Origin of the sequence: Pseudoalteromonas sp. APC 3355, from assembly GCF_030407615.1 — a bacterium.
GTDB lineage: Bacteria > Pseudomonadota > Gammaproteobacteria > Enterobacterales > Alteromonadaceae > Pseudoalteromonas > Pseudoalteromonas distincta.
This window is the reverse complement of the sequence record NZ_JASDDB010000016.1, coordinates 69,820-92,990: the sequence shown is the minus strand read 5'-3', so window position 1 is coordinate 92,990 and position 23,171 is coordinate 69,820. Positions and strand designations below refer to the sequence as shown.

Below are 23,171 nucleotides of genomic sequence, written 5' to 3'. Positions count from 1 at the left end.
GTCTAGCCTTTGTTTTTTCTATTAAACGTAATTGTGTCAAATACTGAACGTGTGAATTCTTCAGCCTTTAGACGCGCTTTTTTTAACGCATCTCTATCACCAGGATAAAATTTTGGATTAGTTGAAAAAACAGTCCCAAAACTCTCACCACAACGTTCAAATGCTGTAGATAACGGCAAAGACGTATCTAGCATATCTGCACCGCAAACCTCACGAAGTAGGCTTTGGGCATCAGCGTGGTCTGATTTCCTCGCAATCTTAGCCATATATCCAAATATAGAACTAAGTTTGATTTCACTGCCTGCCGTTTCGGTCATATCAAAAAGTTCAGGGAGTCTTTGCATAAATTTCAATGTCGAGTGAAAATCAACCTGAGCAGGGGGGACGGGTATTAAAAATGTATCGGCTGCAACAAAAGAGTTTAATAGAAATGCATCCAAATGAGGCCCTGAATCAATAAAAATAAAATCATAATCATGTTCTAGCTTATCAATTATATTCTCTTGAAGAACATCATATATATTTTGTCCAGGCAGATGCTCATTTGCTAACTTTTCAAATTGAGAGGCTATAAATGCATCCTCAATAGAGGCTGGTATAATATCTACGCCAGATACGTTCGTTGGTTTAACAAACTCTTCCAATAATTCTTCACGGCTTACATTCTGTAGCATTGCCTGGGCAACAGTTTCATCTACAACGCCAATAGAAAGGTCGTGTTTCATAAACATTGTTGCGCTGGCCTGTGGGTCTAGGTCGAGCACTAGAATTCTCAAATCATGGTGAAGTAGGGCAGGGGTGCACCTTAATCCGTGAGCGAGGGTCACGCTGGAAACCGTTTTCGCAACGCCACCTTTAAGGTTTGTAAGGAAAATTGTATGGGCTTGTTTAAATTTATCACGGTATTTAGGAACGCCTCTGTGTTCATAAATCGCAGTAATATCTTTATGCCCCATGCTATAAACATTATTTAAACCAGCCTGCTTTTTTTGGAACTGATATCCCTCCTGCTCCATCTCAGCTACAGCTTTATCAACTTTTGCCTTAGCTAGTTCTGGTAAACTTGCGACTGCAGACTTTGAGTATGTAGGTTCATACCTTTCAGCATTAAATTCTATCTGAGAATTAGTAATTTTCTCTGACAATGCCTCCAGGGTTAGTTTCGCCCTAGTGGCTATTTTTAGTATTCTGTCATCCATCAGCTTACCTTGAAATATGCAGCATTTTATAAAGTTAACATATAATGCTGCATATTAATGAGTTTGTAAACACTAAATGGAATAATTAGTTTCTTGTTTAATTGTTATGTATTTCAATGTTATGCACTTATACACAGACACTATAAATTATATTATTTCTATTAAAGAATATAGAGACTATTAATATATAGACTTCTTATCTAATTGAAAAATAAAGGTTTTTAACTTGTTTTAGATCAGTTTAATGGTGTTTATGATCACTTTAATGGTATAGGTGATCATATTGATGGTATTAGTGATCACTAAAATGGTATTGCTGATCATATAACTGGTATTGTGATTACACATTTATGGTGTGTTTAGTAGTCGATATCTTTTGTTAACTCTATTAAAGAATTAACTTCATCTCTTAGCTGTTTCTCTTTTTCATTTACTGTATTTTTATTTAGAGCCATGCTTCTATTTAGAGCTTTTTCAACTTTATCCGCCTCATCATCTTGGCCAAGGTAACGATAAGCAAACATTAGCTGTGTTAGTTCTGCAGGAGATAGCTTTTCCTTTTGAATTAATTGTTTAGAAATTAATTCTTTCACTGTATTTAGCGCATCATGAGTATTTAGTTCTTCTGTAGTACCTTTATTTAGCCATCTAATAAGAAATTTTATTTCAGAAATTTTCTTACCTTGTGTTTTTAATTCATAACCAATGTCGTTATTTTCGCTTTCTAGAAATAAAAACTCCTTACGAGCAATAGGGTGTTCACGTAAGATTTCGATGCTATCTCTAACGCAGCGTTTCATGAATACGCCGTTGTTTTTAAATGAGCTTTTATTTTTTTTCAGTCGCCCACTTTCATCGAGTAAACCAAAAAGTCCCTTAAGCTCTTCAATTGCAATATAATGCATTTCATAACCGTCTTTCTTAAATCGGCTTAAAATTTCGTACAATCTTTTTGCGTATTCTTGTTTTATATCTAAATATGTTCTTGTTGTTATTAATGCAAACCCTTGTTTATATTCAATATATTCACTTTCAAGCATGTCGTTAGGCACCATTGTTAACACGCCTCGTTTGTACCTAATATTTTTAAATAGAGGTTTGTAATCAAATTCACAGTCGCCAGAGGTTCCTTCTACTTTTATACCTATTTTGTAACTTGCAAGTCGTTCAGCAGCAGGAGATAAAATACTGCCAACGTGCTTAGAGCTGATATTCAGCCATTCTGACAGCTGACTAGCCGTATATGTATACTGCGGTGTGCTTTTTTCCCAGTCAGAATCTTTCATCTGTGCCATCATTAGTGCAAATAAATCAGCTTCTCTTTGCGACAAATCTTTGCGGCTGAATACAAGTTTATGGCCCTGTTTTATATGTTTAGGTAAATTTGAACGAGAAATTGGGTTTGGGTTTAGTTTTTTTTCCATTTGCACACCAGAAAGCTGTAATCATTAAGCTTAAAATACACAATACTGGTCAACAACACCAATTTTGTGTGTATTCGAAACGATTGTTTTACATAAAACTGGTGTTTTTTACCAGTTACATGTAATCAATAATATTCATTCTTTATTAAAAGTAACTAAAATTCAATGCTTTGTCTTTTTTTTGTTCTTATAAATAACAAAATAATGGTGTTGATATACCACTATTGTGTTATCTAACATTATAAAACACCACTTATCTGTATCTAACATGAGTCATTTGATGAAAAATACCATAATTGTGTTATCTCAGTTTGTTTATTAAGTCTTTAAACTAAGTCTTACTTGAATATAGAGTACAAAATAGTGGTGTTTTTAGTGTAATTACCATAATTATGTAAAGTTAATAGCTTTAAATTACAAAATTATGGTGTATTTAAGGAGGTATTCGATAGTGAATACATAATCCTGGTGTATTTAACCAGAATTATGTATTGATAACCGTGTTTCCACAATGTGGAACGCATTTAAATATTTAATATCCATCTTTATTCATATGGAAGGCAGCAATGAGCGATAACCAGTCATTGAGATTTGCTTAATATAGTCGTTAATTGACTGGTTAAACTGATCTTTGCGCACATATTTATTAAAATGAGCGCTGCGCGCATATTGGTTCATTTAACTCTACCTTAAAATTTTAGAAAACTTAATGATAGTAGTGCCTTAGGTTATTTGTTAAAACATATAATGTGAATAAATGCGCATGGATTCGGTAGAAGTATGCGCGACGAGCGCACTATTAAATTGTTGAACTAAGCCGCTACGCTGAGATCCTATTCTTATCATTTGAGCCACACTTACTTTGGGGTTATCCCATAACTTAGAGGTAAGTCATGAATAAACTCATAGGATAAGTCAAAACTGAAATAACTTATCAAGGCTATTCGCAAAGTATTTTAAGAAGCTACTGTGGATATTTCCTCAAACTCAGTCATTATTTTAATAAACCGCTCGATTCGATTGTTGATGACGAACTTAACGCCTTTTTTAACGATCCCGCGATTCGTAAGTTTTCTTGATCAAGCCAAAAAGTACAGGTAAACAGTCTTTGCTGTTTAGTTAATAGGCAAACTAATTATAGCTCTGGTTTTTGATTAAGCTAACCCACGAAAGCGGAGAGTAACATCGTGTAGGAGTCATTATATGTATGTTTAAAATCGAGTTTTTCAAATAACTACAGGGAAATAATTATGAAATCCAATTCCAAAGTTTTAATTTTGGGAGTTGCATTATTTACAAGTATGCAGCCTTTTTCTAAAGAACAGGAAGTTGACCTGACAACCGATGACTTTGATCTCTTTACTTATCTTGCAGATAAATATATTGAGACGAATATTAAACTCCAACCTTTCGTGAAAAAAAGTACTTTTGGTATAGGTTATACTTCTTTTGATGAGAAGGTATTCCCTAAAATAGGCTTTATTGGTTACCAATTTACCGATAGCCAAGAAAAAGATAGGTTAGTAAAGCTTCAGCTTTTTAAAAGTGAGAAAGGGTGGTCGGTAGTAAATGTATTGGCTAATGATAAAATTCATCAAGCGAACCCTATTTATACATTTAAAACAGACCACTTTCGCAGTAAACACTCACGAAGAGCTAAAGTCGCTGCTGCCAAGGAATCAGAAGCATGGTTTAATCAGCAAGGCATCATTCCTAATGTGCGCTCAACATCTGTAAGCTGCTATATGACAAAAGATGGTTTAAAAGCTAGCTGCCACACCATATATGGCCTTAAGAAAGGTGATAAAGTCTCATGCTTTAGTAAAAGCTATCTAATGGAACGACAACACGATATATGGAGAATGGCAAAAGAAATTAGTTATGATCAAAAAGTGAGTTATTCCTCAGGGGATTTAAAAACAATTAAGCCATTTAGTATGCGTTGCTCATAGTATAAGAGTAATTTATCATGTGAAGAACACAAAAACAGTTGGTTTTTGCTCCTTCGTCGCTAATTATAACTAACTATTGTTCACACTCTTAGCGTGGCATTAGATTTCGAAAAAGTTATAAACAAACGACATAAAAGCAAATTGGTTTCACAAAACATATTGCATAGTTACTATAACATATCAGGAGATTACCCATGAGCGCAAATAATGCTTTTAAAGCCCTGCTCGTTGAAGAGCTAGGCGACAATACTTATAGTAAAAAAGTGGTAGAACGTAACATTAGTGATTTGCCTGAAAATGACTTGCTCATTGATGTACACTATTCGTCACTCAACTATAAAGACGCTATGTCAGCGAGCGGTAATAAGCGCATTAGTCAGAACTTCCCGCACACCCCAGGTATCGATGCAGCAGGCGTTGTGGTGAGCGATAAATCAGGTTGCTTTAGCCCTGGTGAAGAAGTACTCGTTTTCGGCTATGATTTGGGTATGAACACACCCGGTGGCCTAGGACAAAAGATATCTATACCCGCTGAATGGGCAGTCGCCTGCCCTGATACCCTAACGTTAAAAGAAGCAATGACGTATGGCACAGGGGGCCTGACCGCGGCGCTGTGTATTCAAAAATTAGAAAAAATGGGAGCTAAGCCTAGTGATGGTCCCGTGGCTGTAACAGGAGCCACAGGGGGGGTGGGTAGCATCAGCATCGCTTTACTGAATCAATTGGGGTACGACGTGGTGGCGTTTTCGGGTAAGCCTGAACAATCGGAAAAACTAAAAGCGCTCGGCGCCAGTGAAATACTACACAGAGAGACTATCCTGGAAGTTAAAGATGCAGTAGCGGGGAAACCAAAGTGGGCCCATGCTATTGATACATTAGGTGGTGACTACCTCACTGGCCTACTAAAGCAGGTTAAACCTGGCGGTGGTGTAGCCTCTGTTGGATTAGCAGCTTCCCCTGAAATTGCCATGAGTGTTGTGCCCTTCATCACACGTGGGATTTCACTACTAGGTGTAGATTCAGTGTATATACCTCTTGAAGATAAAAAACACATTTGGCAGCGTGTAGCAACAGACATGAAGTTGCCGGACCTAGAAAGCTATCAACAAGAAATATCGCTTAATGAAACACCAGAATACCTCGATAAATTCTTTAAAGGGCACGTTGTTGGGCGCTATGTAGTGAATGTGAAAAACGTATAGACAGCTTGGTGAAATCCTTGACATCTTTAAGGGGGGAAGTATTGTGCGTGTTCATCAAGAATCTAACAATCACTCGCATCCGGCGGCGGATGCGGTGTTCAAATATGAACATGCTCGCATAGATTTCATCCTCACATGCACCCTGAATTAAGTGGTGCATGTGGGGCTGTAGAGTTACTCTTTTCTGGAATGTATCTTACTATTTTTAATTGATTTCTTTTTAACCTGTAACCCATTCGTTCGCTGTGATCTAATAGATATTGTTCACCCACGGTAAATTGTTATGGCTAACTACAAGCCTGACTTATCCTGTCAAAATAAATTCATTCCTATCAATTTCGCTAAGCAAATATTGCCTGGCACATTTGAATGTGCCCTTTGTTATATTGTCGAGAATAAACTCGATTTAACGAGGTTTGAAGCATGGTACAACAACGATAAAACAAGCGCTGCAGCGTATCCGGCCACGGTGATGTTTAAGGTTATTTTACACGGTTATACGCATGGTTTTATCCGTAGTCGCCGAATTGCTATAGCCTGTGAGACGAACATTTTATTTATGAATGTAACGAGGGATATTCAGCCACATTATACATCAATAGCGTGATTCGTGACTAAAATGCACGAGCAGATTAAACCGCTTTTTACGCAAGTACTGATGATGTGTGATGAAGAAGGGTTGATAGGTCTTAACATGATTGCCATTGATGGTTGCAAATTAAAATCGAATGCGAGCAAAGAATGGATCAGCATATTCGATGAGCTTAGTCGTAAAAAAGCCAAACAAGAGCGCGCAGCAAGCGTATTATTGAAGGTCACCAATCACAAGATAGCCAGCGCGAGGAGCTGATAACTCAGGACTTAAAACAAAAAGAAAAGCTTGGATAAAATTGCAGGTAAAATCATTGAGTTTTCTACCACTCAAAAAGAACAAACAGGTAGTAAAGGTAAGTATAGTGAAAGCTGGCAAGTCCACAGGGTTAAAATGGGTTTATATCAATCTAACTTTTTCTATTGTGTGCTAAAACAAGTTTTATCAAAATTAGTGTCAGTACTATCGCTGGTATTATCCAAATGTAATCAGTCATATTGTCCTGCCTCAAGATTAGGAGTTCTTTTCAACCTTAATGATTTTTATTATTTTTGCAAATTTAGCCAACAAAACGCAATTCTTCATTTTTACCCATCGCATGGCCTAGTTAATTTCAGGACAATTAACGAGGACAAATCATGAAAAACACTAAATCTCAATTTATTCGCCAATACGTTCGTGCCAGTAAATCCCCTTGGGATGACAGCTCTACAATTTTATTGCTAGCAGATGTAGTTGACGAACAAAGTTTGGAGTTAAATTTCAATAATTACATCTATTTACATAGGGATAGCGTTGGAAAAATACTTGGGATTAGCATTTCAAATAGTATGTTAGAAAAAAATACGAGTTTTGAGAATAGATATTTAGAAGGACAAGACATGACGCTTTTTTTACTTATCTACATAGAGCAAATAACGCAGTTTTGTGAGTTTTTCTCTGAGGAGTTTCAGCAAATATTTATGCAAACGCCAACTACATTTTTTGCAGCAGCAGAGAATGATTGGGTCGATATTATCGATAATGCATAACCCCCTAAGCAGACTTCGTTCTGCTTTTTTTTATAAGAATTTTTTGTAAACCGATTTAAATACCCATACCTGTTTATTACCTAATAATGAGTTATCGATTTTGATAACAAACCACACAAGGAAAGTTAAGTATGGAAAATACATACGTATCAACATTGGATTTTTTAAATTTATTACAAACATTTAGTCGGGTAATCACCGCAAATGACCACCAGATTAACTTATTAGAATTACGCAGTGATAATGCGAATTTAGATGAGCTGTGGGAGGTAATTGGCCCTGAAATTACAGCGAATAAAACACTAAATGAGTTTGCTATGCGAAAACTCGCTTATGAGCTCATGCACAGCCTAATTAGCGACCCAATAGAGCGTGTGGAGCTGCCGTGCGACTTTGAAGACGATGTTTTTTCTTAGGGTTAAATTGGAAATAATTAGCAGTTGAACTAGGTCACAATGGTTATTTTCAAATCAAAATAACAGCCTAATCATGTCTCCCCAAATATGCCGTGAATCATTATTTGCTGATTCGCTGCCCTAACTGCAATAGCGTTTAATAGGGTATTTTACTCAGTTACTGAGTATCAAACCTGGGAGGAGGTCCTGCGCAAATACAGGATTTCGTTGCGGTGGCTCAAAAGAGTAGTCATTGTAATCATGTTTGGCAAGGCTTCGAGGTCAAATGCAAAAGGGAGGTAGGTTTATGTCTATCTCCCTTTTGCGTATTTCAGTAAGGCAGTCAGTTCACTCAGTAGTTTCATTACAAATGATAGTGGTGAGGTAAAAAAAATAAAAAATAATTAATTTATTTTTTAACCGTCAGAAATAAATTTATAAAAAATGGCAAATGTGTCTTTATTTTTATTTTTCTATTTTAATACTTTTAGAGGGGGTTATCTTATTGAAATTAAACAAAATACTTGCTGTTTTGGTGGGCAATTTATATGTTTGTTGTGGCACTTTATACGAAATGAGTAGGCAATTTATACGGTTTAGGGGGGCACTTTACCGTGAATAAATAAAAATTTTATTAACCAAAAAACTTACCGAAATTTCTTTTATTGGTTGAGCCGCGGTTAGCATAACTGCATCAACTAGAAATAAGGTAGTGACATGAGCAGTAAAAATTCTTCAAAAATTGTTTTCGCCAATAAGCTATTACATGCGGGATATTCGCTAGAGATTAATGAGCAGCGATTAATAAATCTCGCGTTGTCTAAAATCAATTCCAAAAAGTCTAACCCAGGACAAATTTTGATTTATCCAACGGAATATGCCCAGTGTTTTGGCCTCAGTAAGCGCAGCGTTTATGAGCAGCTGAGTTCTGCCGCAAAGTCACTCCAAGATAAATCCGTCACTATTTTAGACGATAGCGGTGAAGCGGTATCAATCCCGTGGGTGAGCAATGCCACATACGAAAAGGTGAAAAATCAGGGCTCGTTTATTACACTGGAGTTTTCAGAAGCTATCGAGCCGTATATTTTTAATATAGAGGGTAATTTCACAGAGTTATTTTTTCATAACACAGTAAAATTAAACAGTCTGGCATCACTTCGATTGTATGGACTCCTAAACGAGGTGCGAAATTACCACAATTACAAACGGCAGGGCGCGGTAGTTGTGAATTTTCAATTACCAGAGATGAAACAGAAATTATTTTTATCCGAATCATACGGCGCATGGCGGGATTTTAAGTCGCGTGTATTGTTACCTGCTATTGAAAAAATCAATGCCCACACAGATATATGCGTAAAGTTTAAGCCCAAAAAAATGGGCAATTGTATTACTGCGATTGAGTTTGCGTACAGCACTCAATGCCCTAGTAAAAGTGAACATATAGCTAGGCCGAGGTTAGCTCGTCGGCCGAAGGTAAAAAAGGGCTCGCATGAAGAGGGGGTATGGGCTCGGGTAAACCTCAATCGATTAGGAGGCTATGAGCTATCAAACCAAAACGAAAACCCCGCTTTTAGATTGGCAAAAGCCGATATAAGGCGCTGTATAACGTATGCAAAAATCATCGGTGACGATAAAGCTAAGTCGTATTACTCTAAACAATTGAACAAAAAAACATAACGCCTTAATATTTATACTACTGCATTACGAGTAAAACATTTTTTCAATTTCAGAGCACAATTTAGTTCGGTATATTATTGAGGCACGCAGCAGCTCAGCATCGCTCTCACTGAGAAGTGGTGCTCGTGTTTTTTTATCAAAACGCTGTGGCATCTCCTCAAATAACTGTTCGTGGAGTCGTTTAATGTCATCAAAAATTTTGACCGACTGAGAGAATAAAAAAATCTTACTGTAATCGTTATTTTTTAACGAGGCCAAATATTTTAGTAAAATAGCCTGCCGTGCCGTTTTATTTTTAAATGAGTGCTCAATTTCAACTGCTGCAATAGAGCCATCTAAGAGTCGCACAGCACCATCCACAGTTCGTGTATCAGATAGGTTATTAATACGTTTAAATTCAGGCTCAGTAATAAAGCCATTCCACATGGGCGCGTATGTTTCATCACTGTGATAATTATGTATACCGCGCAGCATGACAAATGCGTTAATCAGGTTATGCATTACATTATTTTGATTGAACTGCAGAGCAGGGTTTTTATTACTCCTAAAATGCACGTCGATGCCCATTAACTCCTCGGCAAATTTGGCTGCAGTATAGGTAGGCACGTAGACACGACCATCTGGGCTTCGATGCGTTTTTACCACGCGCAGCAAACTGTCCTTTTCTAGCCGGTTTAGATGTTCCAGTGCGAGGCGATGATTAATGCCATATAACCAATTAACAATGCCTGGGGTAACAATAGAAAACCGAATTGCAATTAAAGCGGTCAAACGTGTTCTGTTAACGCCTTTTTGATGGTTATTTGCGCCTGCAAAATACCGCATATCAATATCAAAATAGCGAGGGTAGTGAGTATGAAGAGTGTTGTTCTTTTCTAAATTTTTTGATGGTTGCGACGTCAATTCACAAAATCCTTTTGGTGAGTTAATTATTAAAATTAACTAGTACCGCAACACAAAAATTATCATCTTTTTATAATTATATTGCCGTTTTTCATTCCGAGATACTTTGACAGCATGCACGGAATCATTGTCGCGATAATTATCGCAACAAAAGCCGCTTTCAGCGGATGGCTTCTCAACTTCGTTGTTCAACCATAGGGTCTAAAACGCACGCCAGCTCTGGTGTTGCTCCGCAACGAGCTGGCTCAACGCGCTATCGCGCTAGCGTTGTAGACCCTGCGCGAATGTACCGTGCTCCGCCCTGTACCAACCGCCATACTGCCGCTACAGTCAATGCGATGGGTGCCCCATTATCCGCATTTTTCTTCGCTTTTATTTTCTACGAAAATAGATGGTTCGATATCAATTTGTGCCAAATTTTAATCGAATTTCGCTGATGCGAAACACTATCGCGGTTGGTACAGGCCAGCCTGTACATTCGCGCAACTCCATGTGTCTGCGGCTTCGCCTACAACACATTACGCGCTTGTTGGTCTCATTCTGAGACACTTTTCTTTGCAGTTTTTCGTGCCGAAAAATGCGATCTGAAAACCTGTCTTTCAGACAAACAACGACTTCAAATTAAACTTATTAATGAACTTTTTAGATAAAGAGGAAAGGTTTTTTGCTTAAAAAAATTAAGTGAAATAGAAGAAAAGTGAATGCCTTATGCAAACTTTTTGTTGCTGAGCTTCGCAGTCAAACATGTTTGTTTTTTATCACGAAATCATTAAATTTGAAAGCATTAATTAATGATTATTAAGGTTAAAAAATGAAAAACGACGCTAATGATATTGCTATTAATCCAACAACAGGATTACCTATCACAAATGCGAGCGCTAATATGGTTGATGTTGGCGGCAATGTGGTGGGCCAACCTGATAGGGTCATGACTGTTTATGAGATTGAAGAGTCGATAAGTGATTCAAACAATGATGACTGTTTTGATAATGGCTTTTAATGCCCAAATGTTGAAAAATTTTAGCCAATACCGAATAGAAATTGTTTATTCGACTATTACTTTTAGTGGCTCATCTATATCGTTTTTGCAGTACAAATCGACTCAAAATTTTGCTTGGTTTATTTTACTCACTTTATTTTGTAGCAAAATGGCTATTGGCATAATTAACTACGAGAAATATTGCCAAAGCAATAAGCGAAGTTTGAAGATAGCACTCAAATATTTGTTATTTAAATTTGTATAAACCTGTTTATTTGTCCTTAAAGTAAAGCGCTCCGAGTTAATCAGGGCGCTTTTTTGTTGAAAGCATTAACTGGACTGCCACCATATAAAAAAGATAAAGGTTTATATAAAAATGAGTTTTTAAAACTATTAAATACTCCTGAATAGGAGAGGGTAACTTAGAGGGGAGTTGGTTCAATGAGTTGATAGACATGCAAAAATACATACCTACCAACCACAAGGAATATACAAATTAGTTTTCATATACCTCTGCTTACGCAAAGGGTAAAAATTAGTAGTTACAATTGCAAACTAAATTTTCTTTACTACAGTGTTTTGTCGCTCACCCCCGCTAAAGCGGGGAAACCAATTTAGTAGCACGACTGTCTAACTAAACTTTTTTTACTACAGTGTTTTGTCGCTCACCCCCGCCAAAGCGGGGAAACCAATTTAGTAGCACGACTGTCTAACTAAACTTTTTTTACTACAGTGTTTTGTCGCTCACCCCCGCCAAAGCGGGGAAACCAACTTAGTAGCACAACAGGCTGACTAATTTTTTATGAACTAATTGTATTTTTTATTTATCTCCATTTACTACGGAGACTGCAGAGGAATAGCATTGCTACCCTCCTATGTTTCGAACTTTAAATGCTCCTGATTTATAACGCAAGCCTTTTATTGTTTTTAATTTAAAAATAACTCGAACGGCAATATTTGTAGGTTTTCAATGGTTTTTCGAAGAAGATAGGTGTTTTTTGTTGCAAGATGGTAATTTGAGTTAAAACGTTTTATTAACCTAAAAGCAAAATTACACTGTGTTTTTTTAATTGCTTTTAAATAAAGATATGCGAGGAATGCTTGTTAAGTATTTAAAGTTATATGTTAAATGTTGCTTTAAATATTGAGACGAACGTTTTTATATAAAGGGAGCATTTCGCTCCCAGATATCAGTAATACGATTCATGTAACTTTACTTTATTAAACAATAGAGCAAGTAAAGCCTGCAAATTTACGATAGCTACATTTCTAATTCCCAGCTTATCAGGGTAGAGCGAACCATATCTACTACGAAATATAGTGAACGCTGTGATTTAACATGTATGTAGTCTGGATCTGCGGTAATTTCGCGCTCACAGTCACTAGATTCATATATTGGACAATTTGATTCGTACCACATTTCATAAGAAGTTTCACCAATTTCGTCTTCATAGATTGTATCTATTAGGTCATACTCAAAAATACGTAAGCTGAACTTATTAAGCATATCGCAGAAGAGGTCTGCATTGCTTTCGGTTGCAGCCAATGGTGACGGCCATAGCTTAGTACCATTTCCATTATCCTGAATGAAAACTTCGTTTGCAGGATAAATAAATGTATCTGCCTGTCCACTATTCTTGTCTACCATTTCCTCAAACTCAATTAGCTGCGAGTTATATATTGTATTGGTGAAATTTACCTCCCCCTTTTCTTCATCTTCACCTTCATCTTCATCTTCATCTAATGACTCATCTTGTTCATCTGACTGTTCACAACTTTCTTCGGTCATTGCTTCAGCCGATGCTTGTTCTGTACCTAATGCAGCTTCTGGTAACGTTAAAATGTCCTCGTTTAAGGACGCATTGTGTCCATAATCGTTAGACGACAAAGCCTTTAATGCTTGCTCCCAAGTTAAATTCATTTCACTTTGAGCAATTTCATCGAGTGCTTGATTTAAAGGAATTGCCTTTGCTTTTTTTAGTTTTTTTGCGTCTTTTTTGGCGCGAGAAATAGACAGGCCAGAAGGAAAGTATTGATCTAACTGATTCATAGAGTAAACCTTAAATATGCTTACGTCCGCCCACTAACATTACGCATGTTAAATGTTTAACTATTTTTATTCGTGAGTATGATTATCCGACAGGACTACGCTTAAAGTGGGCGAAACGAGCTCATCAAGGAAGCTCAGGAGGATTATTCAATAAATTAGGTAAGATCGCAACATGTTTTAGGTAAATAAAGCTAATTTCACTGAACTTTGTAATTTCCGAAAAGTTAAATACGTTGAATTAATAATCCATTTTGCAACATTTAAAGCTGGTAAAGCTTCTTCATTAGACTAAAATAACTGAGTCTTTTAAATAAGTTATGACGGGTTTTTATCACTAAAAGCCGAGGTTTTCCCTGATTCTTACATTTACAAAGCACCCCTATTTTTAATACCAATTTATTACTAATTAACACTCAAAAATCCACGACCTTTGCGGTATGATAAGCCAATAATTTATATTGATATTCTTGCAAAGAGAGACCACATGGACGCTGCATCAAAAAAGCCTGCTACAAAAAAAGCCGCAAAAAAAACACAAGTCGGGTTTGAAGAGTCCCTTTGGGACGCCGCCAATAAACTGCGCGGCAGTGTTGAGTCAGCCGAATATAAGCACATTGTTTTAAGCTTAATCTTTCTTAAATTTATTAGTGATAAGTTTGAAGGGCGTAAAAAGGCTATTGTTGCTGAGTACGGTGATGAATACATCGACATGGTCGACTTTTACGCGATGGATAACGTGTTTTATCTCCCAGAAGACGCACGCTGGTCGTATATTCAAGCCAACGCCAAGCAAGGCGATATAGCCGTTAAAATAGATACCGCACTGCACGCGGTTGAAAAAAACAATAAATCACTCGCGGGCGCATTGCCCGACAACTACTTTTCACGCTTAGGGCTCGATGCCAGTAAGCTCTCAGCGCTTATCGATACCATTAATAATATCGATACCATTGCCAACCAAAACGAAAAAACAGAAGAAGACTTAGTTGGTCGTGTGTACGAATACTTTTTAGGTAAATTTGCCGCCTCTGAAGGTAAAGGCGGGGGCGAGTTCTATACGCCTAAGTCAATTGTTACCCTAATAGCCGATATGATTGAGCCGTTCGAAGGCAAAATTTACGACCCCTGTTGTGGCTCGGGCGGTATGTTTGTGCAATCGCTTAAATTTATAAATAGCCATAACGGTAATCAAAAAAATGTGTCTATTTATGGGCAAGAGTACACTAACACCACCTATAAACTGGCTAAAATGAACCTTGCTGTGCGCGGTATTTCGGGCAACTTAGGCGATGTAGCGGGCGATACCTTTTTTAAAGACCAACACCCCGACTTAAAAGCCGATTACATTATGGCAAACCCACCGTTTAACCAAAAACAGTGGCGCGCCGATAACGAGCTGGTTGACGATGCCCGTTGGGCAGGTTACCCAACACCGCCTACCGGTAATGCCAACTATGCGTGGATCATGCATATGATCTCAAAGCTTAGCGAGCATGGCACCGCAGGCTTTGTACTGGCTAATGGTTCAATGAGTTCTAACACCAGTGGCGAGGGCGATATTCGCCAAAAAATAATCGAAAACGATTTAGTCGATTGTATGATAGCCCTACCAGGGCAGTTGTTTTACACCACGCAAATTCCGGTGTGTTTATGGTTTATAAGTAAAGATAAACGCGGCAATAACGAAAAAGGCCTACTAAAGCGCCGCGACCGCCAAGGCGAAACGCTATTTATAGACGCCCGCGAAATGGGCGCTATGGTTAACCGTACTTTAAAAGAGCTCACCAACGACGATATAGCAAAAATTACCCAAACCTACCACCTTTGGCGTGGCGAAGAGCTTGCAACAGAAAGCGTACAAAAAGAGTATGAAGATATCGCCGGTTACTGTAAATCAGCCACCCTTAGCGATATAAAAGCGAACGACTACGTATTGACCCCAGGGCGCTATGTAGGCGCGGCTGATATTGCAGACGATGGCATCCCGTTCGAAACTAAAATGAGCGAACTTAGCCAAACCCTTTACAGCCAAATGAATCAAGCCGATGAACTTGATAGCGCTATTCGTAAAAACTTGCAGGCCTTAGGCTATGGCGACGAGCGTTTTGCTGAAAAGCGCGATAGTGAAGAACGTAATGACTAACAGTAAAGAACACCCATCTACTCAAAACGAGCACTTATTAGTTGATATTAAGCGCATTGTTGAGCAAGTCCGTGGGCAAGTTAAACAAACCGTAAATACCGCCATGCTACAAGCGTATTGGCAAATAGGGCGCTTAATTGTAGAAGATGAGCAAGGCGGAGAAATTCGCGCAGCCTACGGCAAAGCAACATTAAAGCGGCTATCACAGCAACTCACCACCGATTATGGCAAAGGGTTTGACATAACCAACCTGCGTAATATGCGCCGCTTTTATCTCGCCTTTGAAAAACAAGACGCAGTGCGTCTCGAATTAAGCTGGACGCATTATCGCACCCTATTGCGGGTTGATAGTTCAAGTGCACGCAACTGGTATCGAGATGAAGCCATTTTACAAAATTTGTCGGCGCGCGCGTTAGAGCGCCAAATTGGCACGCTTTACTACGAGCGTTTGCTCTCAAGTAAAAACAAACAACCCGTTGAGCAAGAAGCCCAACAAAACACACAAGTATTGGCAGAATCCGCAAAAGACTACCTGCGCGATCCCTACATTTTAGATTTTTTAAACCTGCAAGACAAAAGCTATCAAGAAAACGACCTAGAGCAAGGCATTATAAATAACCTACAACAGTTTTTGTTAGAGCTTGGTAAAGGCTTTGCTTTTGTAGAGCGCCAAAAACGCATCCGTTTTGACGACGAAGATTTTTATATCGACCTTGTTTTTTACAATTTTAAACTCAAGTGTTTTTTATTGCTTGATTTAAAAATTGGCAAACTCAAACACCAAGATATAGGCCAAATGGACACCTACATTCGCTTGTACGATGACTTACACACCAGCAACGACGACAACCCTACTATTGGCCTTGTTTTATGCAGTGAAAAAAGCGAAGCCGTTGTTAAATACTCTGTACTGAGCGACCAAAAACAACTCTTTGCCGCAAAGTATTTAGCCCACCTACCCAGCGAAGAAGAGCTGCGCATAGAACTACAAAAAGAACGCGAACGCGTACAAGCGCAGTTGCTTAACCAGCAAGTTAAAGGCCAAGATGATGAATAAACAAATAGAGTGTGTTGTTGATAGCCAGATGAAGCAAAGCGATGAGCTTGATAAAGCAATCCGTAAAAACGTGGAGGTGCTGGGTTATGGGGAGTAAATATCCAATATTACCTCTGGTTGATTTAGTTACAATACACGATACCAAAAGAAAGCCTATTACGAAGTCAAAAAGAGTACCTGGAGATTATCCATATTATGGTGCTTCAGGGATAACTGATTATGTTGAGGGGTTCATTTTTGATGGTTTGTATGTTTTGCTCGCAGAGGATGGTGATAATTTAAGAACAAGAAATACTCCGATTGCTTTTATTGCGCAGGGAAAATTTTGGGTTAATAATCATGCGCATGTACTAAAGGGAGTCGATGATTTAGACACTCAATATATCTGTTATGCATTGCAATATGCAGAAATTGAAAGTTATATATCAGGCTCTACCAGACCAAAGATAACACAAGGGGATCTGAAAAAAATTCCAATTTCAGCTCCATCAATTGAAATAAGGCATGCCATAGCAAAGTTCATTAGTGAGTTCGATAAGAAAATAGAGCTAAACCGTCAAACAAACCAAACATTAGAGCAAATGGCGCAGGCGTTGTTTAAAAGCTGGTTTGTTGACTTTGATCCTGTGTTCGACAACCTACTTGCTAGCGCTGATTTTAAGTTAGAAAACCTTGAAACTAGTCTGCCTGACCAGTTAAAACAAAAAGCACAGCGCCGCTTAGCGGCACTGAACAGTTTACACAATGCAGCCGAAATAAAAACCTCACTCAGTGCGCTCGCTCACGAGTTACAAGCACAGTTACCAACAAAAGAAGCAACACAAGCAGCAGTGAAAATATCAGAAAAAGCCGCTGAAACACCCGTTAAACCAAACTTTAACGCCAACCCTAAAATATTAGCGCAACACGCCAACACCCACGCCCACTTCCCCAGTGAGTTCGAACACAACGAACAACTAGGCTGGATACCAAAGGGTTGGAAGCAAAAATATCTAAGTGATTTACTTGAGGTTAAATATGGAAAAGATCACAAAAAATTAGATGATGGAAAGTATCCTGTTTACGGGTCTGGCGGGCTTATGCGTTATGCCGAAAGTTTTTTGTATGATGGCGAATCTGTACTTATTCCTAGGAAAGGTACTTTAAGTAATATTATGCATATAAATGGCTCATTTTGGACTGTTGATACTATGTTTTACACAATCCCTAAAGTACCTAAAGTTGCAAAGTTTATGTTTTATCACTTGAAAGCTTTAGACTTTGCAGCAATGAATGTAGGGTCAGCTGTACCAAGCATGACAACTAAAGTACTTAATAGCTTAGAAATGCTTTTTCCTTCAGTAGAAGTTCTTTCGAGGTTTGATAGAGTAATTGAAAATTACTTTAACAAGATATATTTCAACAAATTAAATATAAATCAACTTGAAAGTTTAAGAAATACGCTATTACCCAAACTCATTTCAGGTGAATTACAAATACCTGACTTGGCAAATATTAGTGACACTAATACATAGCACATAGAAGCAAAGAGCTTACTTTTGTATGCTCAAAACTAAATACAACTAAGTAACTATAATTTAAATAATTAGAATTAATAAGAAGTAAATATGGATATAAAATATTGGCAGGGCGGCCTTGAACGTCATGAAATAGATGCAATTGAAAAAATAAAAAATGTATTAACTGGACCAAAAAAACAAAGCAACAAGGGTAAAAATAATAAACAAAGCCAAGGTTTTGAAGCGCTAAAAACATTAAAAACCTCTTTCAATGAAGGTTGGAAGGGGTATGCAGGTTTTAGGTTTATTAATAAAAATCAGCAAGGCGAAATAGATTTACTGATTGTAACTCACTGCAATATTTTAATTGTGGAATTAAAGCATTGGAATGGACAACCTATTACCTCAAATAACGGTAAGTGGTTTTTTGGTAATGATGACAGAGGCAAGTCGCCTGTTGAAATAACTCGTAATAAAAAGTTTTTGTTAGATAATTTACTCAAGCCTTTTAGAGGCAAATTTAGCAATGGTCAGCATATACCGCGTGTATACCCATTAGTGGTTATGACAGGTACAAGTGACTTTTCTAAGTTACAAAAAAATGATTTAGCTGAAACGATGAGCTTAAATGATTTTTGTAAGTTATGTGCCAATGAGCATGTTTTTAATGATCATTTTAGGCCTCATCCAGATTCTGCCGTTTTACTTAACGATATCCCTTTATTAGAAAAACAGTTACTCAGTGCTAGTAAAGTAGAATCGAAGCCATTAACGGTTGATGGCTGGGTTGGGCAAGACGAAATATTTAAACATCCTAATAATATTTATACAGAGTTTTATGCGCAGAGTGAGTCGGATAAAAACGATCATGCCATTATTCGTCGTTGGGAGTTTGATAAGCTTACCAATACAGAGGCTAAAACGCCGGATGGCCGTTTTAAAATAGTATCGCGTGAACGCGAAGTGTTAACCAAAATAAAACGTGAAAACCGTGACTTATACGATCATTGCGTATCGTCACTTACTATCCCATCTAAAGATAAAATAACTTCACAATACAACGAGGTAGTTGAGCTACCCGAAGGGCAAGAGCGTCTTAACGATTTTATTACTACCTACGGGGAAAACTTATCAATTGATGAGCGAATAAACCTAGTAAGAGTGTTAATTGCCCGCTTTGCTGATTTACACCAATTACATTTAGCCCACCGAGATATTGGCAGCCATAGTGTGTGGTTGAGTACAGGGCAGCGTGTGGCGCTTTCTAATTTTATTTCGGCTTTTGAGCGTAAAAAAGAAACGGTTGGTGAAATACGTGATGAGCTTTCGGTTTATGAGCAGAAAGAAAGCTTTAGAAGCCCTTATAGCCATGACGTTTCTCGTTTAGCCATTATTGCTTGGGCAATTATTAAGGCAGAGCGGTTAACGCCTAAATTTGAGGAAAGTATATCTCAACAGCTTAGTGATTGTGATGAGTGGTTTGGCTCTGTATTGCTTAATGCGTTTTCTGATAAAAGCTATGCTAATGCAGGTGAGTTATTTGATGCGTTAATTGATAGTGCGCCAAGCCAAGAAGAAGCATTTACGTTTTCGAGTAATCAGCTTGAGCGTTTTGTAAAACATAGCAAAATAAGCAGATTACACCCTGAACTTGAGTTTATTAAAGAAACCGATAGTAAAGAAGTTTACAAAGCCGAGAGTGGTTTAGTTAAGGTTTGGAACAATATTAATCCAACCGATATAAGCCCTGGGCTTGGCCAGCGAACGCTATTTTTTTTAGAGCGAGCTGAAAAACTACAAAACTTGAATTTGAGTTTTGTGCCAAAAATAGTTGATATTGGTATAACCGCACGAGATAGCGCTTTATATTTGGTTGCACAATGGATTGAAGGAAGCACCCTTGATACAAGCTTGAGGTTTAGGGGGGCAGATATTGTTGCCAAAACTCTTATATCAAATGTGAGGCATATGCATTCACTTGGTTTTGCTCACGGAGATTTAAAACCAGAGAATATTATAGTTAATGGCGGCGATGTTTTTATTATTGATGTACTCGATTTTCATCATGATGCTAACGAGGTATACAACTCAGAATATAGCCCTATAAATAGCGAAAACTGCACGGCATTTGAGCGAGATAACTTTGCCGTTATGAAAATATGCGCAGAGTTATTGAGAATTGACTGGGGTGAAGAAAGCTCAAGCCATCCAGCAGTAAGCAACGCAATAATTAAAGAGCTGCAAGATGTAGATTATGGCTTTAAGGAACTTGCGCGTTTTGAAGACGCTTTTTTAAATCCGGAACAAAGTTTAGAAGTTAAAGCTGAAACCATAAATATTGAGATCGGTGGGCGCACTGATTTTGAGGATATTACTATTTATCCGGATAACGGTAAGTTGTATGTATCAATTGAACAAAGTCGTAAAAATTCAACAGATTTAGTTTTAAGCTTTTGTGGTTTAGGTGGAATACAAAAGTTATTTTTTAAAAGAGCACAGTTTGAATTTGAACACGGTATGCCGCCTATTAAAAGAGAGAGTATTTCAAGGCGAGATATTACTAGTGCAGACTTTGAGGTGCCTTTTGCAATTAAAGTTACACAAGGTAGGGCAAGTAATTTAGGTACTTTAAATCGAAGAATTAAGCAGCTTTATAGCTTTGAAAATGCAATCAAGCAGTTTGAGTTAAAACGAAAAGAAGCCAACTTACCTGCTGATTCTACGAGCGATAATCGCGTTGAATCATTAGTTTGCTCGGAGCTTAAAAGTGATGAAAGTGCAGTTGAGCCAATTTCTACACGTGAGTTATGGAAAGCTATTATACAAACAGAGTCGGAGTCTCATCCTTATGTTGAGCTTGCCAGTGAGCCAATGGCTTACAAAGACAATAAAGACTTTATTATTTTGCCGTATGAAGCAGACAAAGATCCGCTAGATGCTTTTACTGCAAAAGACGATGTTGAAGCTTATATAGTTGATGGTGACGATGAGTTTATTATTGGCCAAGTGAATCTATCAAAATCAGGGCTTAATAAAGCGACACTATCAAATAGTTCATTTCATGCTAAAAGACTAAAAGAAGAGGATGTGATATTTTTTAGGAGTAAGGCCGATAAGTCTTCTTTTGTTAAGCGTAAAAATGCGCTTACCCGCATAATTGAAAACGACTCTGTTATTGAAAATTTAGCTGACTATTTTGAACCTGATTGCCAGCATGATCCGATTGATTACGAACATAATGTTACAAGCGAGGACTTTGCTCGCTACGACAGAAACGATGATAATGGCAACACAATAAAACTAAACGATAAGCAACGAATCGCGTTTCAAAAATTATTACGCTATGGTCCGCTTTCAATGTTGCAAGGACCGCCAGGCACAGGTAAAACAGAGTTTATTGCTGCTTTTGTACATTACTTAGTAGAAAAGCTAGGGACGCAGCGTATTTTATTAGTTAGCCAATCACACGAGGCGGTAAATACTGCGGCAGAACGTATTCGAAAACACTGTAGCAGATTGAATACTCCGTTAGATGTGGTGAGGTTTAGTAGCCGTGAGGCGGCTGTTTCTAGCTCGCTACGAGATGTGTTTTCACCCAATATGGTTAATAAAAAAGCAGAGCAATTTTCTTCTCATTTAAAAAACCGTGTAATGTCTTTAGCTAAGTCATTAAAAGCACCTAAAGAATATTTAGAGGCGTTTGTAGAACTAGATAAAAGAGTTCTCTCGATTATTGATGAACAACTCAGTGCATTAAAAGAGCTAGAGAACAAAGAGTTAGAGCCGAAAGATAAAAAAGAGCTTAAAAAGCAAATCAACGAACGAAAAGTATTAATTAATAATCGTCTACCAAATGAGATCAAAACTAACAAAGATTGGCACGACGATTTAAGTATTGTGGGCGATACCTTAGTTAAGAACTTGAACTATGAGCATGCAATACAGGCTAATGTTGCTCATAGCGTTAAGCGTTTAATAGCATTATCGAAAGATATGCTAAAAGTAATGAATTCTGGTAATGCAAACTTAGATGAATTTTTTGCTCGGTCTCGCCAACTCGTCGCTGGTACATGTGTAGGTATAGGTAATTGGCATATAGATATTGCAAGTAACCAGTATGATTGGGTTATTATTGATGAGGCTGCACGCTCAATAGCGAGTGAATTGGCAATTGCCATGCAAGCCGGTAAAAGGGTTCTATTGGTTGGTGATCATCAACAACTACCCCCTTTGTATTCAGAGCCGCATAAACAAGCACTAGCTAGAAAGTTAGGGATTAAATCGGGCAGTGATGTTGATGAGTTAATTGAAAGTGACTTTGCTCGAGCTTTTAATTCTTATTACGGTGAGCAGATAGGCGCTAAATTACTAGTGCAATACCGAATGGCTCCCGCCATTGGAACTTTGGTATCGCAATGTTTTTATAAAGGCGAGCTTGAGAATGGTGAACGAAAAATTCCAGATATTTACGCAGATGTTCCTCCTCAATTAGATGCTGCTACAACGTGGTTAGATACTTCTTCATTAGGAAAAAAAGCACATCACCAAAAAGGCTCTGGTACAAGTATTTTTAATGATGCCGAAGCTCAAGCTATTGTGGATTTATTACAGCAAGTTGATGAAAGTCAGGAGTTTGTTAGCAATCTTAGTAAACAAGTAAAAGAAGGTGAAGCAGCTATTGGTGTTATTTGTATGTATGGCGAGCAGAAAAAGCGTATACGACAAAAAATTAAAAAAGCAGGGATTTCAGAGTCACTTATGTCGCTGCTGAAAATTGATACTGTTGATAGTTATCAAGGTAAAGAAAATCGGATAATTATCTTATCAGTGTCACGTTCTGAACAAAGACAAAGCTCAGGATTTTTAAGGTTACCAAACAGGATAAACGTTGCATTATCGCGAGCGATGGACAGACTTGTTATTGTAGGTGATAAGAGAATGTGGCAAGGAAAAAATAGCGACTTACCGTTTGGTCGTGTAATTAAATTTATGGAAGAAAATAACGCCCTGGGTGATTATGCTTTCGTTGATGTAACCCCTCAAAAGCATAAAAAGGCGGTGTAATTGT

16 protein-coding genes are annotated in these 23,171 nt (G+C 37.7%); 12 read left to right on the top strand and 4 right to left on the bottom strand.

Annotated features, from left to right (window positions below; all coding sequences use genetic code 11):
- Positions 1–2: 2 nt before the first annotated feature.
- Complete coding sequence (locus QMA08_RS17770) at positions 3–1,199, bottom strand: AAA family ATPase (protein ID WP_290175107.1); 1,197 nt, start codon at positions 1,197–1,199, stop codon at positions 3–5.
- 359 nt (positions 1,200–1,558) lie between these two features.
- Complete coding sequence (locus QMA08_RS17765) at positions 1,559–2,623, bottom strand: replication initiation protein (protein ID WP_290175106.1); 1,065 nt, start codon at positions 2,621–2,623, stop codon at positions 1,559–1,561.
- Positions 2,624–3,873: 1,250 nt separating this feature from the next.
- Between QMA08_RS17765 and QMA08_RS17760 the strand changes: the two genes are divergently transcribed.
- From QMA08_RS17760 to QMA08_RS17730, 7 genes are all read left to right on the top strand, one after another.
- Complete coding sequence (locus QMA08_RS17760; protein WP_290175104.1) at positions 3,874–4,575, top strand: hypothetical protein; 702 nt, start codon at positions 3,874–3,876, stop codon at positions 4,573–4,575.
- A gap of 194 nt (positions 4,576–4,769) precedes the next feature.
- The gene (locus tag QMA08_RS17755; RefSeq protein ID WP_290175103.1) at positions 4,770–5,777 is read left to right on the top strand and encodes a YhdH/YhfP family quinone oxidoreductase; all 1,008 of its coding nucleotides are present in this window, start codon (positions 4,770–4,772) and stop codon (positions 5,775–5,777) included.
- A gap of 283 nt (positions 5,778–6,060) precedes the next feature.
- On the top strand, positions 6,061–6,384 hold the full coding sequence (locus QMA08_RS17750; RefSeq protein WP_290175102.1) for a transposase: 324 nt from the start codon (positions 6,061–6,063) through the stop codon (positions 6,382–6,384).
- A 3-nt stretch (positions 6,385–6,387) separates the two neighbouring features.
- The gene (locus tag QMA08_RS17745) at positions 6,388–6,627 is read left to right on the top strand and encodes a hypothetical protein (RefSeq protein WP_290175101.1); all 240 of its coding nucleotides are present in this window, start codon (positions 6,388–6,390) and stop codon (positions 6,625–6,627) included.
- Positions 6,628–7,007: 380 nt separating this feature from the next.
- Entirely contained in the window at positions 7,008–7,400 is a 393-nt protein-coding gene (locus QMA08_RS17740) for a hypothetical protein (RefSeq protein ID WP_290175100.1), read from the top strand.
- A gap of 131 nt (positions 7,401–7,531) precedes the next feature.
- Complete coding sequence (locus QMA08_RS17735; protein ID WP_290175099.1) at positions 7,532–7,816, top strand: hypothetical protein; 285 nt, start codon at positions 7,532–7,534, stop codon at positions 7,814–7,816.
- Positions 7,817–8,512: 696 nt separating this feature from the next.
- Positions 8,513–9,472, top strand: coding sequence for a replication initiation protein (locus QMA08_RS17730; protein WP_290175098.1), 960 nt, complete (start codon positions 8,513–8,515; stop codon positions 9,470–9,472).
- Positions 9,473–9,496: 24 nt separating this feature from the next.
- Here QMA08_RS17730 and QMA08_RS17725 read toward each other — a convergent pair whose 3' ends face one another.
- Positions 9,497–10,375, bottom strand: coding sequence for a hypothetical protein (locus QMA08_RS17725; protein ID WP_290175097.1), 879 nt, complete (start codon positions 10,373–10,375; stop codon positions 9,497–9,499).
- Between the two features lie 811 nt (positions 10,376–11,186).
- Between QMA08_RS17725 and QMA08_RS17720 the strand changes: the two genes are divergently transcribed.
- Positions 11,187–11,375, top strand: a complete 189-nt coding sequence (locus tag QMA08_RS17720) for a hypothetical protein (protein WP_290175096.1) — start codon at positions 11,187–11,189, stop codon at positions 11,373–11,375.
- A 1,240-nt stretch (positions 11,376–12,615) separates the two neighbouring features.
- Here QMA08_RS17720 and QMA08_RS17715 read toward each other — a convergent pair.
- A complete protein-coding gene (locus QMA08_RS17715) occupies positions 12,616–13,404 on the bottom strand; it encodes a hypothetical protein (protein ID WP_290175095.1) in 789 nt (262 codons plus the stop codon).
- Positions 13,405–13,888: 484 nt separating this feature from the next.
- Here QMA08_RS17715 and QMA08_RS17710 point away from each other — a divergent pair, with 484 nt between their 5' ends.
- The 4 genes from QMA08_RS17710 to QMA08_RS17695 all read left to right on the top strand — a co-directional run bounded on the left by QMA08_RS17710 (position 13,889) and on the right by QMA08_RS17695 (position 23,167).
- Positions 13,889–15,547 (top strand): class I SAM-dependent DNA methyltransferase, encoded by a 1,659-nt coding sequence (locus tag QMA08_RS17710; RefSeq protein WP_290175094.1) that lies wholly within the window; start codon positions 13,889–13,891, stop codon positions 15,545–15,547.
- The gene (locus QMA08_RS17705; protein ID WP_290175093.1) at positions 15,540–16,604 is read left to right on the top strand and encodes a PDDEXK nuclease domain-containing protein; all 1,065 of its coding nucleotides are present in this window, start codon (positions 15,540–15,542) and stop codon (positions 16,602–16,604) included. Before QMA08_RS17710 ends, QMA08_RS17705 begins: the two co-directional genes overlap by 8 nt.
- Before the next feature lie 86 nt (positions 16,605–16,690).
- Positions 16,691–18,118, top strand: a complete 1,428-nt coding sequence (locus QMA08_RS17700; RefSeq protein WP_290175092.1) for a restriction endonuclease subunit S — start codon at positions 16,691–16,693, stop codon at positions 18,116–18,118.
- Positions 18,119–18,211: 93 nt separating this feature from the next.
- Entirely contained in the window at positions 18,212–23,167 is a 4,956-nt protein-coding gene (locus QMA08_RS17695; RefSeq protein ID WP_290175091.1) for an AAA domain-containing protein, read from the top strand.
- Positions 23,168–23,171: the final 4 nt, after the last annotated feature.